The sequence below is a fragment of the Synechococcus sp. A15-127 genome, assembly GCF_014280215.1.
Lineage (GTDB): Bacteria > Cyanobacteriota > Cyanobacteriia > PCC-6307 > Cyanobiaceae > Parasynechococcus.
The window spans coordinates 1,612,867-1,626,338 of the sequence record NZ_CP047948.1 but is presented as its reverse complement, the minus strand read 5'-3'; the positions used below and the strand labels follow the sequence as shown (position 1 = coordinate 1,626,338).

Below are 13,472 nucleotides of genomic sequence, written 5' to 3'. Positions count from 1 at the left end.
CGTCGCCATGCCGCGCCTCACTCCCGATCAGCTGCTGCAGGAACTGGCCGCCGTTGATGACCTGCTGATCGTGCAGGACCTCGATGGTGTGTGCATGCAGTTGGTGAAGGATCCACTCACCCGCCGGATGGATCGCAACTATGTGGAGGCGGCGGCTCTCCTCGAGGGGGCCTTCGTGGTGCTCACCAACGGCGAACACGAGCGGCGCCGTGGTGTGAACCGCCTGGTTGAACAGGCCCTTGAGGATCAGACGCGACCAGCGCGTGAAGGGTTGTATCTGCCAGGGCTGGCAGCGGGTGGGGTTCAGCTGCAGGATCGCCACGGCAACGTCAGCCATCCAGGTGTGAGCGATGCCGAGATGGCTTTTCTGGCCGCGGCACCGGCACGGATGGAAGCGCTGCTGCAGGAACGGCTCCCGGCGGTTCTGCCCGAGGTGGGCTCAGGCGATCTCGACAGGTTTGCCCATGTGGCGGTGCTGGACACCCAGGTGTCTCCGACCGTCAACCTCAATGCGTTGTTCGGTCTGATCCCGAACGACGTGCCACGGCAACGGCAGTTGCAGAGCCTGCTTGAGGCGTTGATGGAACAGCTGCTGAACGAGGCGGTCGACGCCGGATTGGCGGGGTCCTTCTTTTTGCATGCGGCGCCGAACCTGGGCCGTGATGCGGCTGGTCGCGAACGGTTGAAACCGGCGGAGCGTGGTGATGTCGGAACCACCGACATCCAGTTCATGCTCACCGGTTCACTGAAGGAAGCGGGGCTGCTGGTGCTGCTGAACCGACACATCGCGGCGCGTTGGGGGGAGGCACCCCTGGGGGATGACTTCCATGTGCGGACTGCGCCTCGCGACCATGAAGGACTGCTCGAGCTGGCACGGACCCGGATCCCGCCTGAGCGGATGCCTCTCCTGGTGGGAGTGGGGGACACGGTGACGTCCACGGCGTCTCCCGACGGATCAGGCTGGTTGCGGGGTGGCAGCGACCGCGGCTTTCTGACTCTGCTGCAGGAGCTGGGGGGCTGGAGCGGCCAGGACAACCGGGTGATTCTGGTGGACAGCAGTCATGGTGAGGTGGACCGTCCGAGCCTGGCCGATGGACAACTGGTCGGGATCAGTGATCCGCAGGATCCGTTGCGGCTGGATCTGCTGATGTCTGAGGGACCGTCGGCCTATGTCAGTTGGTTTGGGCGGCTGGCTCAGGCTCGCTGCTCGTCGGCCGCTGATGATCGACCCACTCCCGGGTCGGCGTGACCCGCAGCAGGAAGGGCATCTGGGTGATCGAGGGCTTGCCCCCGCTGACCCAGACCGCCTGTTCCTGGCTCCACGGCCGAGTCCCGGGAATGATCAGACGGGACTTGGAGGCGTGATCCGGCAGATAGGCCGCCAGAAAACCCTTCTGCTCCACGAAGTGTTTCAGGTCCCGGAAGTGGACTCCATCGGCGGTTTCCACCAGTTCCAGCTTCCCGTCCACCCGCAGCCCGTAGACGATCCGGACATCAGCGAGATGCATCTCGCCATAGACCCCTTCATAGGTCTCGGGAGCGACCCGGGTGGTGTTGGTGAAGGCGTGGAGCCCTCCGATGAACATCCGAAGGTCCTGTTCCAGCTCGGGGGTCAGCGGGCCGTACCCGAATTCCAGCGCGCCGTCCCGGGTGATGCCCATCCAGGCCCGTTCCCGAGCTGCTGTGAGATTCCCAGCCCGCCAGGTGCCGTTGGCCAGCATCAGGTCACCGTGAAGACGCATCCCCAGCTCGCCGTTGCCCCGTCCGCGGGCAAAGGTCGGCCCCGATGTGAACAGCAGGGCATCGGTGTCGTCGTTGGCGTCCATCTCCCGGTTCCAGCCCCCGAAGAATTCAACGTCGATCCAGCGGGGATCTACGACAGCGCTGTGGTAGCCGATGCTCACGCTGGTGCCGTCCGGCCGCAGCAATTCCAGGCTCCGGTCCGGGTGGAACCGCACCAGGTCTTCGCGAGGCGGAGGTGGAGGTGGCGGAGGCTCGGGCTCCGCGAGCATCTCGCCGATCACCGCCGGCAGCTCTGCCTGTTGGTGCTCCCATCCGTGCCACCACAGGGCACAACCCATCCCCACCATTGCCGAAACAAGGCACCACGTGGCAAGGCGCAGAGTTCTCACGGCAGGACCGGGAGGAGCAGAACAGGGAAATGTCGTCAGTCTGAGCAGTTAAGAGAGTTGAAGCAACATCACGAATGCATCAATGTTTCTTCGAGAACATTGCCAGATGAGTGATGAATCACGACAGTGACAGCATGGATTCGGAGGCTCCCAGATGGAAGACACTCCACCCCGCCAGCAACACGGAGTGTGCTGACCTACAGGTCCCTGCTCCAGCAGTCTCAATTCACCAGAGAAGTCATCAGGATGTCTAAGACCGTTTCAAGGTCTTGGATCCGTCCTGTTCCCCGATGCATCGTCTCAGGTGCCCCCGGGCAATCCGACTTCATGCTTGGACGTCATGGCCCCAGGGCCCTTGGCAGGTACTCCGTCTGAAAACTGAATTTCTTTTTTCGCAATCAGCCGGCCTGATTGTCTTGATCACAACGATCTGGATGTCAATGACCATCGGATCGCGAGGTCCGATCTGAAAAGATTGGACCTTGTTGTGGATGCTGTTGACGTTGACTGCCGGTTCCGTGCCGTTCCCGTCCCTGCAGCGCGGCAGGTTGAGCACCCTGCAGGTGAACCTCGGCTACCGCTGCAATCAGAGCTGTCGCCACTGCCATGTGGACGCCGGACCCTGGCGCACGGAAATGATGGCGGACGCTCTGATGCAGTTGATTCCCCAGGCGGTTCGGACTCAGCGCATCTCCTGCCTTGATCTCACCGGTGGAGCGCCGGAGCTGCATCCGGGTTTTCGAAAGCTCGTCCGGCAGGTGCGGGCCAATGGCGTCGACGTGATCGACCGCTGCAATCTCACGATTCTGTCCGAGCCGGGACAGGAGGATCTCGCTCTTTTTCTGGCGGATCAACAGGTGCGGGTGATCGCCTCTCTGCCCTGCTACAGCGAGTCCAATGTTGATCAGCAGCGGGGAGACGGAGTCTTCGAACGCAGCATCAGCGGGCTTCGCCAGCTCAATGCTCTTGGCTACGGCAACGGAGATGGCCGCCTGGCGCTTTATCTCGTCTACAACCCGCAGGGACCATCACTGCCCCCGGCTCAGGCTCCGCTGGAGGAGGCTTACAAAAAAGAGCTGGCCGTTCTTGGGATCCGCTTCGATCGCCTGCTCACCCTGGCCAACATGCCGATCAAGAGGTTTGCGCGAGATCTTGCCCTGCGCGGGGAACTCGAGCGTTATCAGCGCCTGCTCGAGGGGGCTCACAACCCTGCCAATGCGTCGGCCGTCATGTGCCGTGAGCTGCTGAGTGTCGACTGGCAGGGCAATCTCTATGACTGTGATTTCAACCAGCAGCTGGAGATGCCGCTGCCGGGTCGGATCCGTCGTCTGGAGGATCTGGTGCTGGACGACACGGTGGTCACTGGCCAGGTGATTCACACCGATCGCCACTGTTTCGGCTGCACCGCCGGCGCCGGCTCCAGCTGCGGTGGAGCCCTTCAGGGATGACTGGGGTCGGGATCGGGGCTCTGGTCCGCGCTTGAAAGCCAGTCCAGCCGGATCGAGGCGGGGGCAAACAGGAGCACGCTCTCGCCCACCCGCTGCTGGTGACCGTCCAGGGCATGAACACCTCCGCTGACGAAGTCGGCGGTGCGCTGGGCCAGCTCAGGATCCATCCGCGACAGGTTCAGCAGCACGGTGCGCTGGTCCCGCACGGCAAGGAGCGCGTCCAGACCGTCCTCAAACCGCTGAGGCGTCATCACGACCACGTCGTGCCAGCCGTCGGAATGGTGAAAGGACATGCGTCCATGATGGTGGGATTGGAATCACCTGCTGATGGAAAAGTCGTGGATTGCTGGCAGCACCCTGATGGTGTTGCTCGGGCTCAGCTGCCCTGGAGTGCTCGCAGGCCATCACGAAGGTCAGCCCAAACAAGCCATGTTCAAGACCAAGGCGGAGGCGGAAGCGGCGGCACCAGGATTCGGCTGTGAGGGAGCGCATCAGATGGGAACGATGTGGATGGTGTGCGCCGAGCATTCCGAGGCCGGACACTCGAAGGCCCACTGACGGATGAGTGCTGAATCAGGTCACTGCGGCAGCAAGCCGAAACGGATCGCGGTTGGTGTCGCCCCGCTCGGAACCATCTCCATCGGCATCGTGCCGATGGGTGTCATCTGCATTGGCGTGGTGCCGATGGGAGTGGTCTCCATCGGTGTGGTCGCGATGGGAGTGATCAATGCCGCCGTTGTCGGCATGGGTCTTGTCGCTGTGGGCGTCAACACCATGGGTGTGATCACGGCCGGCCCGATGAGCATGGGGCTCATCCAGATCCGCTCCACCACCAATCCGCGCTATTTGGCCTACCCAAGCCGTGAGCAGGCGGAGGAGCAGGCCAAGAAGCTGGGCTGCCTTGGTGTTCATCGCATGGGGGATCACTACTGGATGCCCTGTGACGAGCATCCTCAGTAAGCGGAGGCCTGCTGGTTTTCAGGACTGATGCTCAGGACTGACAGTCCGGGCAGATGGCGCGGACCTTGAGGCTGGCCTCGATCAGTTGAAATCCAAACCCCTTGGCCGCCGATGCTCCGGCCGCGAGCACAGGTTCGCTTTCGAACTCCTCGGTTCGTCCGCAACGGATGCACACCACATGGTGGTGGTCGCGATGGTCGGCTCCGGTGAGCTCGAAGCGACGTCCTCCCTCACTCAGCTCCAGCTCCTGAAGAAAGCCCATGTCCGCGAGCAGTCGCAGGGTCCGGTAAACGGTCGCCAGGGAGACTTTCAGCTCCTGATGGGCCAGTTGCTGATGGACGTCCTCCGCGCTGAGGTGGCATCCGGTTCCCAGCCGTTCGAACAGATCAAGCACACGCCTCCGCTGAGGCGTCAACCGACGACCGCCCTGATGCAGCCCCTGCTGCAGAGCACCACTGTCAGAGATCGACGGCGGGGGTATGGACAACGCTGCCGGGCGGCTGTTCTCAACAGTAACCACTAATGAGAGTAGATACCAGGCGTGTCGGATGCTCCTGGCGTCAACACGGAATTCAGCGGACGGTGGTGATACTTTCCGGGCGACCTTTTCCTCGTCTGCTGGTGGAAACACACGTGCTCACCTTCAGGATCACCACACCCTTCGATGAATGGGCGAAGACTTACGACGGCTCCACCGATCTGCAGAAAGCCGCAGGCATCACCTCTCTGTACCGCGGTGTCAGCAAGGACGACCCGAGCCGATGCTGCGCCGTGATGCAGGCGGAAGCCGGCGTGATGGAGCGGTTCATTGCCGACAACGCTGAGCTGATCGCTTCCTCCGGCCACGTGCTGGAGAGCACGACCGCCCAGGTGTTCCTCGATCACGCCTGACCCCATCCGCCTGAGCGAGATGCGCATCCTGCAGCTCACCGATCCTCATCTGGTGGCCGCAGATGCCGCCCGGGTGCGCGATCGCCCTGCCCTGCCGCTGTGGCATCGCGCTCTCGACCAGGTGGAGCTGCTGCAGCCGGATTGTCTGGTGGTGACCGGTGACCTCTGCCAGGACGAGAGCTGGGGTGGCTACGCCCGGCTGAGGGATGCGCTGCAGCTGCGTGTGAACTGTCCTGTCGCCCTGGTTCCCGGTAACCACGACCATCCGTTGCTCCTCGATGCGGTCCTGGGTCGGTTCTGCACCACCGCGCCGGCTGAGTTGGTCGTGAGCGGTGTGCGTCTGCTTGTGCTCAACAGCCATTGGAGCGGTCATTCCGCCGGTCGCCTGGGGGCTGGTCAGTTGCAGTGGCTGTCCGAACGCCTTCAGCAGATCGCTGGTGATCCGATGCCCCTGGTGGTGGCGCTGCACCATCCACCAATGGCCATCGGTCATCCGGTGATGGACACGATGAACCTGATCGATCACGGGGCGCTTCGCCGCTTGCTCCTGCCGCTTGAGGCTCTGCGGGCGGTGGTCTTCGGTCACATCCATCAGCACTGGGAGGGATGCTGGCCTGATCGCGTGGACGTGCCTCTCCTCGGTGCCCCTTCAACGCTGAAGAGTTTTCAGAACGTTCAGCCCTGCCCTCTCAACCGGGCTGAAGATCCTGGTGGGCGGCTGCTAGAGATCGATGCCAGCGGTCGGCTCAGCCATTGTGTGCTGCGCTGGCCGACGCTCTGATCTCAGCTCCCCTGGCCTTGCGCAGCCCGGAACGCCTTGAGTTTGTCCATGTCCTTCTCGTGGTCGATCGAGTAGTCGGTCAGCACCAGGGCCTTGCCGATCGTTCCGAGGGCATATTCCATCCGATCCAGGTCTCTGCGCCCCTCCTGGGTCTCACGGGCTGCCCGGATCACGTCGGGCTTCAGTTCAGCGGCGATTCGTTCGATCGCCTCGGTGAGAGCCCGGGCCTGATCGAGCGGACTGGTCGACTCCATCGGATCCCCCGGAGCTTGTCCAACGAACTCTGCCAGTCGTTGGTCAGAAGCGGATCGCAGGCGGACGTCTCTGGCCGGGAACGGCGACGACGTTGAAGGCAAGTGACCAGCGTTCTCCGTCTCCGCGGAAGGGCATCACCGAGTGCGGCTGCCAGGCGGGAAACACATAGAACTCGCCGGGAACGGGCAGCACATAGTGAGCCATGCCTGTGCGGAATGACTGGAGATGCCATTCCTCCGGGCCGTGAAAACAGAGCTGTCCATCGAAGCTGTCTCCACTGATCTGATTCGGCACCTTCAGGAAGATCACACCCGAGAAGCTGCCTCCATGGGTATGCATTGGGTTGTAATCACCTGCCCGCTGGCAGTTCAGCCAGAGATCGATCATCTGCAGTCCGTAGCCACCCTGAACCCAGGGACCACGCCCCTGGGGTGGTTCACGGTCCACGACGTGACGGATCCAGCGGTCGCAGGCCGGCAGCAGATGCTGATCAGCCAGCTCCTGGACACCGGGCTGGTTCGGCATCAACTGGCGTTGCTGGCTGAGCTGACCGGCGAGTTTCGGCGAGGCATCCGGACTGGCCTGCGGATTGCTCAGAACCGACTCGCTCAGCTGCATTAGTGCTGATTGCAGAGGACCCGGCAGTGTTCCCTTGAGAATCGAGCGAGGGAAGAGGTCAAGAACTTCCACGCATGCGCCCGCAGCTGCAGGTCATCCTGACAGCGCCAGAGTGAAGGCTCTGTCCACCACGATCCCCATGGCTGCTGCCGTGCTGCTGACCCTGGTCGTGCTGCTCAGCAGCTCTCTGCAGGCTGGGCGAACGGCTCAACCCCTGCAGGTTGACACCTCACCGCCCGGCCAGCGTGGCCCGACCGCCGAGCTGTTGCAGGGAGGGTCCCTGACGCTCACCACACGACGCACGCGTGCGCGTTTCCCCGATGGCAACCGGATCTGGAAGCTGGACCTGCGGCGCGATGGGCTGCTGCTGGCCAGCTGGGATGCGGTCAGCGGCAGCGCTCATCGCCAGGATGCCGACCGGCTCTGGAGCCCAGGCAATGCGGCACCTCTGCCAGCCGGCCGCTACCGCCTCGGACCGCCTGAGCCATGGGGCGCGGATCTCTGGTTCGATCTGCAGCCGCGTTTCAACACCACACGCAGCGCCCTGGGCATCCATCACTGTTATCCCGGCACCGGTTGCATCTGCATCCCAAGCCGTGCCGATATCAATGCCCTTGCGGCCTGGGTCAGACGCGGCGAAATCCGCACGCTGATCGTGATCAACTGAACCAGACAGATCACAGCCTGAGGTCAACTGCAGCACGCCATCTGAGGGATTTCATCTCTAAACACATTGTGAAGCCACTCTTCGGAACGGATTCATGGGTGACGTGAACATCTGGATGATCGTCGGCTTCCTGCTGGCGGCGTATTCCGTGGTGGCCAACGACTCTCTGCAGACGCTGGGTACCTATATCTCCTCGAACAAGACCCGCACCCCGAAGGTGGTGCAGATGGGCTTCATCTGCTCCGTCACCGTCATCGTGCTGATGCTGGGCTTTTTTCTCAATGATGGTGATCCGGCCTGGGGCCGGCTTGAGAAGTTCGAGCTGCCTGAGCCGTTCGGCTGGGTTTATCTGATTCCACCCATTGCGGTTCTGGCCCTGACGCAGTGGGGAGCTCCGGTGAGCACCTCCTTCCTGGTGCTCTCCTCCTTCAAACCGACCAACATTGGCAAGCTGCTGGGCAGCTCCCTGAGTGGTTACTTCCTCGCCTTTGCGTTGGGACTGGCCGGCTATGGCCTCGGCATGTGGCTGCTGGAGCGCTGGGTGTTCCGCCGCAGCCAGGAGGGAAAGGATTGCAACAGGGTCTGGTACGGCCTGCAGTGGGTCTCCACCGGCTTCCTCTGGAGCATGTGGCTGGTGCAGGACCTGGCCAACATTTTTGTGTTTCTGCCCCGCAAGCTGGATGTCTTCCCGATGGCCATCTGCACGACCTTTCTTTGCGTGGGTCTCTGCTTCCTGGTCGCCAGTGGTGGTGGCCCGATTCAGGCGGTCTTGCGATCGAAGACCAACACCTCCGACCTCCGCTCGGCAACGGTGATTGACTTCTTCTTCGGTCTCTGCCTTCTTTACAAGGCCTTTCTCTCCACCTTCCCGCTCAGCACCACCTGGGTGTTCCTCGGATTGCTGGGTGGCCGTGAAATCGCTCTGCGCATCAAGGAGCAGGAATTCGAGTACACCTTCACCAATCGAGAGAGCGGCAACCTTGGCAAGATCATCGGAAGCGATCTTTGGAAGGCCTTTATCGGTGTGGTGGTCAGCCTGGTGATCGCTCTCGGCATTCAGCCCCTCCTGAGTGTCGGTTGATCCAGAAGAGCTGCTCGCTACGGCCACCGTGCTGCTCGACCATGCGTTAAAGTTCAAATAACAATTGAATGGGCAGAAGCTTTACCGTTGCTGCCCATTGCGGCGAAATAGCGTCAATTCATTCATCACTGCACTGACGAGCTCACACTCCCACCCGCGCGATCACAGCGGCCGATTCCGATCCAGCGGTGCTCCCAAAGCGAAGGCCGTTCAGGTGTGGCTCAAGCCCGATGTTCTCCAGAGGCTTGACGCTTACTGCGCGATGTACGGCATCGGCCGGGGCAAGGCCATCGGCCATCTCCTCAAGGGTGCCCTTCCCGATCCCAGCTGGGTTCCCCATGATCTCGCCTTGCCGGGGCATGGCGAAATGGATTCGGCGGTCACGGGGGGGATTGATGTCCTGGAGGAGGGGTGTGCTGGTGATCCTGCATCCGATCCTGAGCTTGAGCATCTGCGACTGCAGCCGCGGCCGGCAGCCCGGTTCCGGGTGGGCGATCGGGTGAGCAACAACAGCTGTGGGCGTTTCGGGGTGATCGCACCGCAACCCAAGCAGTGGACCGATGCGATTCGGCTCCCCGGTGGAGATCTGCGCGCCGGTCACTGGAGCTATGCCGTTGCCTGGGATGGGCAGATGGGTCTCACCATCCGTTACGCGGAGGATCTGCTCCGGTCGGCGCGCGAGTCGAGAAAAATCTGTTGAATCACTCCCTGGCCAGAGTGCATAGCTAGGGAGAGGGAAGTCCAGACCCGTCATGGGACGCTCGCTTCTTCCTCTCTTCCTCGTCTCACTGCTGGGGTCTGTGGTTCAAGCTGCTCCAGTACAGGAGCTCATCGCGCGTCAGTCCATCCTGGATGCCGATCGCTCTCTGGTGGCAGCGGGCTGGCGACCATCACCGCAGCAGAAGCCGTCCGCGGCGGAGCGGGAGTGGTCCAAGGTGCCGTTGAAGAGTCTCAGCACCTGCTCCGGAACCGGTGCCGGTTTCTGCCGTTTCGACTACGTGCGGGATTCTCAGCGGCTGTCAGTGGTCACGGTGCCGTCCAGTCCCGGCAGGTCGTCGGTCGGGCGTGTGGAGCGCTGGTGGTGATCAGGGGTTGAGCCGTTGTTCGGCCCATCGCTGCGCCAGGGACCAGGTCAGCCTTCGGTGTGGGTGATGGCTGAGATCCAGCAGCTCCACACGCTCAATGGTGAGCGTCAGCACCAAAAAATGCTGAGGTGGTGGAGTCGTTTCCTCGATCTCGACCGGCCACTCCGCCCCGGCGCTGAAGGGCTGACCCGGCTCCGGCCAGGCCCACAGCGCCCGACCGCCAGGAGAGAGCTGTTCCCAGTGGTTGCGGCAATGGTCGGCGTCCTGCGCGATGGAACACAGTTCGATGGCTCCGCGGAACCGGTATTGCTGTTTGGCCTTCGGCAGCAGCCAGCAGGTCTCCACGGCCGGTTGATGGGTGAGTTCGGCGGTCTTGCTGCTGCGCCCGTCGGTGTAGAGCAGCATCCGGCTGTGCGCATCCCAGCCGCGGAACACCAGGGTGCGAACCCGTGGCGTTCCATCCGCTGCCACGGTGGCCAGTTGCAGCCAGCGTGCTGCTGGTGTGCGGCCTTCGCGCTGAAGGGCGCTGCGCAGCAGAGGCCGCCAGGGGGGCAGTGTCATGACGATTCAGCGGCGGAGATCGCGATGGTGATCCGTTCGAGCGCTTTGGCACAGTGGATGTGTAGACGTCACTTTCCCCTATGGCGGTCGATCTCAAAGACCGTGTGATTGACGATCTGCGTGCCTGTCGCAGTTCCGATGAGCTGGTGGCATTGGACGAGCGGATGGCGATGGATCATCTGGACAGTCCGCTCCATCTGGTGATCTGTGACGCTTTGCGGGAGCGCACGGTGGCTCCTGTGGAAGCCGCCCGATGGCTGGCCACGCTCATGGATCACCGCAATCAGCAGCTCAGCGCCTGTCTCAACCTCACCTGCCAGGTCTGAGCGCCGCTCAGAGTCCGTAAAGCCGCGCCTGTTCGACGGCGGCACGCACGACGATGGCGTGTCGCCTCACCAGTGGCTGAAGCGTGTCATACCCCCCGCCGATCACCGTCGCGACCGGAAGGCGGCGCCTCAGGCAGGCATCCAGCACCAGTCTGTCGCGCTGCATCAGACCCTCATCGCTGAGGTCGAGTCGACCCAGCCGATCATCCCGGTGGGCATCGACACCGGCGTTGTAGAGCACCAGCTGGGGGCGGATCTCATCCAGCAGCCCGGGCAGCCTGTCACCGATCACGGCTAGGTATTCCTGATCGCCGGTGGCATCGGCAAGGGGCAGGTCATGATCACTGGCCACCTTGCGCAGTGGGAAATTGCTTGCCGCGTGAACCGACACGGTCACGACCCGGGGGTCATCGGCGAAACAGGCGGCGGTGCCATCCCCCTGATGCACGTCCAGATCCAGCACCAGCACGCTCTGGAGCTCGTTCCTCTCCAGCAGGACCCTGGCTGTGACGGCGCAGTCGTTGAAGATGCAGAAGCCACTGCCGAAGTCCGGATGGGCATGGTGTGTTCCGCCTGCGAGATGGCAGGCCAGGCCATGGCGCAGGGCCAGCCGGGCGCAGAGCAGCGTGCCTCCAACGGCCAGCCAGGTGCGCTGCACCAGCGGCCGTGTGGGCGGGAGTCCGATGCGTCGCTGCTCTGGACGTGTCAGCCGGTCGCCGCTGAAGGCTTCGTGGTAGCGGCGCGAATGAACCCGTTCGAGATCCCGCCGCGCCACACTCACCGGTCGGTGAAGTTGTGAGTGGCTGATCACACCCTGCGCCAGCAGAAGGTCGTGCAGCATCCGGAACTTGGCCATCGGAAACCGATGGGTGGATGGCAGCGGCGCCGAATAGAGCGGGTGATAAACGACGGGGATGGGCACAGGTACGGACCTTCTGGCCGTGAATGCCTGTTGATGCTGGATGGCGGAGCCTTCGATCGAGGCCGGTTGAAGGCCGATGCGTCTTAAGCCGAGCGGCGCTCCATCAGCCAGGTATTGAAGCCGCTGGTTTCCAGCTCGCGGTCGAGATGTTCCATCAATGCGAGCAGGGAATAGCCGTGCCGGATCTGCTGTTCGCTTAGGGATGTGATGAAACGCCGCATCGGCCGTTCCTTAAGCCTCTTTTAACTCTGGCACGCTCCCCGCAGCACCTTCCAAAGAAAAAGGCTCCAGGCGAATGCCGGGAGCCTCACGTCCGTGTGAGGGGTGTCTCAAGCCCCTGCGGCCATTCTGACCTCCACTGATCGGCTCAGATGTGAAAGAGAATGGCGGGACTGTGTCCAGGTGCGACCAAAAACTCGGATTGAGGTTCAGGGCCGCAACTCCGGCATCCCGATCTGCAGCTGCGGCCAGGTGAGCGTGGTCCCCTGCTCTGCGCTGCGCACCAGCAGCCCATAGGCCGTGTCGTTCTGCAGGGTGATCTTCACATTGCAGCTGTCCACGGCTGTCGCTCCCTTGCCGCTGCTTCGCCAGCGTCCGAGGCGACGGGCGGCGATGGTCCTTCCGTCCTCCAGGCTCAGCTCCAGAGTGTCCGGGGTCTGCAGGACCTCACAGGCTTGAGCCACTGCGTTGATGACGCATCGGGTGGTCCGTGCCTCCCTGGATGGTTCGGCTGCGGCGGGAAGCGTTGTGATCATCAGGCTGATCCAGCCAGCGAGCGTCAGTCGTCTGGAACGGCCCATCAGTTGAGGATCACGGTGTCCGTGGCCACGCAGCGCGTCCAGGCTGTTTTGGGCAGCTTCGGGTTGTCGCGATCGGCGATCTTGTACATCAGCTCGAACTGGCAGAAGCCCTGTGTGTCTTTCAGAGGCGGGACATGAACCCGTACTTCTGGAAGATCCAGCTTGAACCGAGCTGATTTCTCCGGCTGGGAGTAGAAGATCGTTCCCGATTTCACAGTGAAGATCCCCGCCGCTGCAGGCTGTGCAACAGCTGCCAGAGTCAGTGTTGCGGCCAGAATCGAACGCATCGTGCGCCTGAAAGAGGGCGAACGCTAGGGAGTGAGTTTCCGAGCGTCAAGCGTCACACCCCTGCACCGCTATGACAATCAGACATCTGCCTACGCCACATATGGGGCACAAAAAAGCCCCATGCGTCGCACGGGGCCGGGTGATGGGGACACCTTTATTTTGCATCGTCGGGTCAACGCCATATCTGGTGATTGCCAAATGAGTGACACCAGACCTATTGGTGAAGCGTCTGCTGGCGCCGGGGTTTCTCCTGATTACTGACAGCCGATGCCGGGTGATGGGGATCGCCCGCGTCGATCATCAGCTCCTGGCGACCACGTCGGAGGTCTTTCCCTCTCCCCATCCCGGCCGCCCTGTTTCGTGGGCTGTCAGGCGTTTTCAGGTTCGTCCGCTGGAATCGTCTGCCAGCCGCTCTGCCACTGCGTTCGGTCCTGCAGTTCCTGAAAACTCTGTCTCAGCCGTACTTCTGGGGTGAGCACTGAAACCAGTTCCACCCAGCGCCCTGAGCCACGCCCCCCCTGCAGCACCAACCTGAAATGGCGTCGCCCCTCGCGGGGGTGGCGGCTGGTCCACGCCAAGGCCGGTTTCCATGTCACAGAGATGCTGTGAGCGGATGAACTCCACGATCGTGATGGATTGGACGTCGATCGGTTGATC

At 62.6% G+C, this 13,472-nt stretch carries 22 protein-coding genes; 11 read left to right on the top strand and 11 right to left on the bottom strand.

The window, feature by feature from the left end; translation table 11 throughout:
- Positions 1-7: 7 nt before the first annotated feature.
- Entirely contained in the window at positions 8-1,249 is a 1,242-nt protein-coding gene (gene stpA, locus SynA15127_RS08560; protein WP_186485659.1) for a glucosylglycerol 3-phosphatase, read from the top strand.
- On the opposite strand, the gene SynA15127_RS08555 is transcribed toward stpA, so the two are convergent.
- On the bottom strand, positions 1,173-2,132 hold the full coding sequence (locus tag SynA15127_RS08555) for a hypothetical protein (RefSeq protein WP_255475447.1): 960 nt from the start codon (positions 2,130-2,132) through the stop codon (positions 1,173-1,175). The genes stpA and SynA15127_RS08555 overlap by 77 nt on opposite strands.
- Before the next feature lie 497 nt (positions 2,133-2,629).
- On the opposite strand from SynA15127_RS08555, the gene arsS reads away from it, so the two are divergent.
- Positions 2,630-3,580, top strand: a complete 951-nt coding sequence (gene arsS, locus SynA15127_RS08550) for an arsenosugar biosynthesis radical SAM (seleno)protein ArsS (protein ID WP_370593975.1) — start codon at positions 2,630-2,632, stop codon at positions 3,578-3,580.
- On the opposite strand, the gene SynA15127_RS08545 is transcribed toward arsS, so the two are convergent.
- Entirely contained in the window at positions 3,571-3,873 is a 303-nt protein-coding gene (locus tag SynA15127_RS08545; protein WP_186483698.1) for a cell division protein SepF, read from the bottom strand. The genes arsS and SynA15127_RS08545 overlap by 10 nt on opposite strands.
- Before the next feature lie 34 nt (positions 3,874-3,907).
- Between SynA15127_RS08545 and SynA15127_RS08540 the strand changes: the two genes are divergently transcribed.
- Together SynA15127_RS08540 and SynA15127_RS08535 are read left to right on the top strand one after the other, a co-directional pair.
- Positions 3,908-4,138: a DUF3721 domain-containing protein gene (locus tag SynA15127_RS08540; protein ID WP_255475446.1), complete on the top strand. Its 231-nt coding sequence runs from the start codon at positions 3,908-3,910 to the stop codon at positions 4,136-4,138.
- 3 nt (positions 4,139-4,141) lie between these two features.
- The gene (locus tag SynA15127_RS08535; RefSeq protein WP_186483697.1) at positions 4,142-4,540 is read left to right on the top strand and encodes a hypothetical protein; all 399 of its coding nucleotides are present in this window, start codon (positions 4,142-4,144) and stop codon (positions 4,538-4,540) included.
- A gap of 31 nt (positions 4,541-4,571) precedes the next feature.
- Here the strand turns inward: SynA15127_RS08535 and SynA15127_RS08530 are convergent, their stop codons facing one another.
- Entirely contained in the window at positions 4,572-5,027 is a 456-nt protein-coding gene (locus SynA15127_RS08530) for a Fur family transcriptional regulator (RefSeq protein WP_186483696.1), read from the bottom strand.
- Between the two features lie 134 nt (positions 5,028-5,161).
- On the opposite strand from SynA15127_RS08530, the gene SynA15127_RS08525 reads away from it, so the two are divergent.
- The gene (locus tag SynA15127_RS08525) at positions 5,162-5,431 is read left to right on the top strand and encodes a DUF3764 family protein (protein ID WP_186483695.1); all 270 of its coding nucleotides are present in this window, start codon (positions 5,162-5,164) and stop codon (positions 5,429-5,431) included.
- Between the two features lie 19 nt (positions 5,432-5,450).
- Complete coding sequence (locus SynA15127_RS08520; protein WP_186483694.1) at positions 5,451-6,212, top strand: metallophosphoesterase; 762 nt, start codon at positions 5,451-5,453, stop codon at positions 6,210-6,212.
- Positions 6,213-6,214: 2 nt separating this feature from the next.
- Here SynA15127_RS08520 and SynA15127_RS08515 read toward each other — a convergent pair whose 3' ends face one another.
- Entirely contained in the window at positions 6,215-6,466 is a 252-nt protein-coding gene (locus SynA15127_RS08515; RefSeq protein WP_186483693.1) for a hypothetical protein, read from the bottom strand.
- Positions 6,467-6,509: 43 nt separating this feature from the next.
- Positions 6,510-7,157 carry a putative 2OG-Fe(II) oxygenase gene (locus SynA15127_RS08510; protein WP_186483692.1) on the bottom strand — a complete coding sequence of 216 codons (648 nt, stop codon included), beginning with the start codon at positions 7,155-7,157 and terminating at the stop codon, positions 6,510-6,512.
- 40 nt (positions 7,158-7,197) lie between these two features.
- On the opposite strand from SynA15127_RS08510, the gene SynA15127_RS08505 reads away from it, so the two are divergent.
- The 4 genes from SynA15127_RS08505 (at position 7,198) to SynA15127_RS08490 (ending at position 9,918) form a co-directional block, all read left to right on the top strand.
- Positions 7,198-7,752, top strand: a complete 555-nt coding sequence (locus tag SynA15127_RS08505; protein ID WP_255475445.1) for a hypothetical protein — start codon at positions 7,198-7,200, stop codon at positions 7,750-7,752.
- A gap of 94 nt (positions 7,753-7,846) precedes the next feature.
- Positions 7,847-8,833 carry a hypothetical protein gene (locus tag SynA15127_RS08500; protein WP_255475444.1) on the top strand — a complete coding sequence of 329 codons (987 nt, stop codon included), beginning with the start codon at positions 7,847-7,849 and terminating at the stop codon, positions 8,831-8,833.
- Between the two features lie 214 nt (positions 8,834-9,047).
- Positions 9,048-9,533: a hypothetical protein gene (locus tag SynA15127_RS08495; protein ID WP_186483691.1), complete on the top strand. Its 486-nt coding sequence runs from the start codon at positions 9,048-9,050 to the stop codon at positions 9,531-9,533.
- Positions 9,534-9,585: 52 nt separating this feature from the next.
- On the top strand, positions 9,586-9,918 hold the full coding sequence (locus tag SynA15127_RS08490; protein WP_186483690.1) for a hypothetical protein: 333 nt from the start codon (positions 9,586-9,588) through the stop codon (positions 9,916-9,918).
- Here SynA15127_RS08490 and SynA15127_RS08485 read toward each other — a convergent pair whose 3' ends face one another.
- Positions 9,919-10,479 (bottom strand): pyridoxamine 5'-phosphate oxidase family protein, encoded by a 561-nt coding sequence (locus SynA15127_RS08485; RefSeq protein ID WP_186483689.1) that lies wholly within the window; start codon positions 10,477-10,479, stop codon positions 9,919-9,921.
- Positions 10,480-10,559: 80 nt separating this feature from the next.
- On the opposite strand from SynA15127_RS08485, the gene SynA15127_RS08480 reads away from it, so the two are divergent.
- On the top strand, positions 10,560-10,805 hold the full coding sequence (locus SynA15127_RS08480) for a hypothetical protein (protein ID WP_186483688.1): 246 nt from the start codon (positions 10,560-10,562) through the stop codon (positions 10,803-10,805).
- A gap of 7 nt (positions 10,806-10,812) precedes the next feature.
- Here SynA15127_RS08480 and SynA15127_RS08475 read toward each other — a convergent pair whose 3' ends face one another.
- The 5 genes from SynA15127_RS08475 to SynA15127_RS08455 form a co-directional block, all read right to left on the bottom strand.
- Positions 10,813-11,727, bottom strand: coding sequence for a histone deacetylase (locus SynA15127_RS08475; protein WP_043691670.1), 915 nt, complete (start codon positions 11,725-11,727; stop codon positions 10,813-10,815).
- Positions 11,728-11,810: 83 nt separating this feature from the next.
- Positions 11,811-11,948: a hypothetical protein gene (locus SynA15127_RS08470; RefSeq protein WP_186483687.1), complete on the bottom strand. Its 138-nt coding sequence runs from the start codon at positions 11,946-11,948 to the stop codon at positions 11,811-11,813.
- A gap of 207 nt (positions 11,949-12,155) precedes the next feature.
- Positions 12,156-12,527 (bottom strand): hypothetical protein, encoded by a 372-nt coding sequence (locus SynA15127_RS08465; protein ID WP_186483686.1) that lies wholly within the window; start codon positions 12,525-12,527, stop codon positions 12,156-12,158.
- Positions 12,527-12,814: a hypothetical protein gene (locus SynA15127_RS08460; RefSeq protein ID WP_186483685.1), complete on the bottom strand. Its 288-nt coding sequence runs from the start codon at positions 12,812-12,814 to the stop codon at positions 12,527-12,529. The genes SynA15127_RS08465 and SynA15127_RS08460 overlap by 1 nt, the downstream gene beginning before the upstream one ends.
- 369 nt (positions 12,815-13,183) lie before the next feature.
- Positions 13,184-13,393 carry a TIGR02450 family Trp-rich protein gene (locus SynA15127_RS08455; protein ID WP_370593974.1) on the bottom strand — a complete coding sequence of 70 codons (210 nt, stop codon included), beginning with the start codon at positions 13,391-13,393 and terminating at the stop codon, positions 13,184-13,186.
- Between the last annotated feature and the right edge of the window lie 79 nt (positions 13,394-13,472).

Coding starts and splice junctions, on each gene's coding strand:
- stpA (WP_186485659.1), top strand. CDS start 8: ATGCCGCGCCTCACTCCCGATCAGCTGCTGCAGGAACTGGCCGCCGTT.
- SynA15127_RS08545 (WP_186483698.1), bottom strand. CDS start 3,873: ATGTCCTTTCACCATTCCGACGGCTGGCACGACGTGGTCGTGATGACG.
- SynA15127_RS08540 (WP_255475446.1), top strand. CDS start 3,908: ATGGAAAAGTCGTGGATTGCTGGCAGCACCCTGATGGTGTTGCTCGGG.
- SynA15127_RS08535 (WP_186483697.1), top strand. CDS start 4,142: ATGAGTGCTGAATCAGGTCACTGCGGCAGCAAGCCGAAACGGATCGCG.
- SynA15127_RS08520 (WP_186483694.1), top strand. CDS start 5,451: ATGCGCATCCTGCAGCTCACCGATCCTCATCTGGTGGCCGCAGATGCC.
- SynA15127_RS08515 (WP_186483693.1), bottom strand. CDS start 6,466: ATGGAGTCGACCAGTCCGCTCGATCAGGCCCGGGCTCTCACCGAGGCG.
- SynA15127_RS08500 (WP_255475444.1), top strand. CDS start 7,847: ATGGGTGACGTGAACATCTGGATGATCGTCGGCTTCCTGCTGGCGGCG.
- SynA15127_RS08490 (WP_186483690.1), top strand. CDS start 9,586: ATGGGACGCTCGCTTCTTCCTCTCTTCCTCGTCTCACTGCTGGGGTCT.
- SynA15127_RS08485 (WP_186483689.1), bottom strand. CDS start 10,479: ATGACACTGCCCCCCTGGCGGCCTCTGCTGCGCAGCGCCCTTCAGCGC.
- SynA15127_RS08480 (WP_186483688.1), top strand. CDS start 10,560: ATGGCGGTCGATCTCAAAGACCGTGTGATTGACGATCTGCGTGCCTGT.
- SynA15127_RS08470 (WP_186483687.1), bottom strand. CDS start 11,948: ATGCGGCGTTTCATCACATCCCTAAGCGAACAGCAGATCCGGCACGGC.
- SynA15127_RS08465 (WP_186483686.1), bottom strand. CDS start 12,527: ATGGGCCGTTCCAGACGACTGACGCTCGCTGGCTGGATCAGCCTGATG.
- SynA15127_RS08460 (WP_186483685.1), bottom strand. CDS start 12,814: ATGCGTTCGATTCTGGCCGCAACACTGACTCTGGCAGCTGTTGCACAG.